This is a genomic window from Streptomyces sp. SID3343, assembly GCF_009865215.1.
Lineage (GTDB): Bacteria > Actinomycetota > Actinomycetes > Streptomycetales > Streptomycetaceae > Embleya.
Map to the genome: position 1 here is coordinate 1 of NZ_WWJX01000673.1, position 1,365 is coordinate 1,365.

Below are 1,365 nucleotides of genomic sequence, written 5' to 3' on the forward strand. Positions count from 1 at the left end.
GCACGGCGGGACGGCGGTTCGCCGGACACCGGTCCCCGGACCGTTCCTGCGGACACCGGTCCCCGGACCGTTCGCACGGACACCGACACGAGCCGTCGGGCGCCGCGCTAGCTCCCGGACGCGCACCGGCGCGATCACCCCCGGCCGTACCGCCGATGCACGTAGCGAGGGCAATCCCTCGAACCACGATCGCCGGGCCCACCGGCGTGACTTCTCGTCGCGGCCGGTGTCCTAATGCCCACAGGACACGGCCCGGGGGAGGTCCGTGCGAACTCGGGGGACAGCGGCATGACGAACCACCCGGACATAGCCGAACCGACCGACCGTACCCGGGCGGTGGACCTGACGAAACGTCAAGCCGCCGAGCCGGCACCGGTTTCGGGACCGACGCCGGAATCGACCGGCCTGTTGTACGTGCTGATCAGCTGGCCGGTACGGATCGTCGCGGTGGCCGTCCTGCTACCGGCGCGGCTGGCTTGGGAGTTGCTCCGCGTCGTCGGGCGGGGCGTGCGCGCGGTGCTCTGGGATCGGATGCTGGTCCCGGCCGCGCGCACAGCACGGGTGGTGTTGTGGGACCGGTTCCTGCGGCCGTCCGGGCGGGGCGTCGCGGCGGTCGGGCGCGGGGTGCGGACGCTGTTGTGGAATTGGTTCGTGCTCCCGCTCGGGCGAGGACTGCGCGTGGCCGCTCGGGCGAGCGTGCGCGGGCTTCGGGTGGTCGGGTGGGCGATCGGGCGCGGGGTGCGCGCCACCGGGCGGGGACTACGCGCAGCCGGACGGGCGACGGCACGGGGGCTGCGTCGGATGGGAATTCGAGCCGTCGCGGGACTGGGCCTGCTCGTGCGCAATCTCGTCTTGCTCCCGGTGCGCCTGCTGATCGTGCTGCCGCTGCGTTGGCTGCTGCGTGCGGTGCTGCGCCCGCTCGGAGCGCGTTCGCTCGCGGTCCTGGTCCTGCTCGCTCGGGGAACGCGCGCCGTGCTTCGGATGCTCGGACACGCGCTGGTCGTGGTGCCGTGGCACGGCCTCCGCGCGTTGTTCCCCTGGATGTGGCGCGGAATACGCGGCGCCGGCCACGGTATGGGGTTCGTGCTGTATCGCGTCCTCGTGGTGCCTGTGCGGTGGTTGGCGCTCGGCGCGCTGCGCGCGGTGCTGTGGCTGGGCCGGGGCGTGCTTGTGGTCGGGCGATGGACGTGGCGCGGCCTGGTGGTCGTGGGCCGCGGCGGGCGTTTTGCGCTGCGGATCCTCGTCCTGGTTCCGCTGCGCGTGGCGTGGCACGGCGTGGTCGCGGCCGGGAACGCGGTCGGGGTCGCGCTGCGGATCGCCGGACGTGGGGTCGGGGTCGCGCTGCGGATCACCGGGCGCGTGGGC

Annotated in this window: 1 protein-coding gene; it reads left to right on the forward strand. The window is 74.0% G+C overall.

Annotated elements, in window-relative coordinates; translation table 11 throughout:
• Nucleotides 1-288: 288 nt before the first annotated feature.
• Nucleotides 289-1,365, forward strand: a 1,077-nt coding sequence (locus GT354_RS20655; protein WP_161357826.1) for a hypothetical protein, incomplete at its 3' end; no start/stop codon positions are given.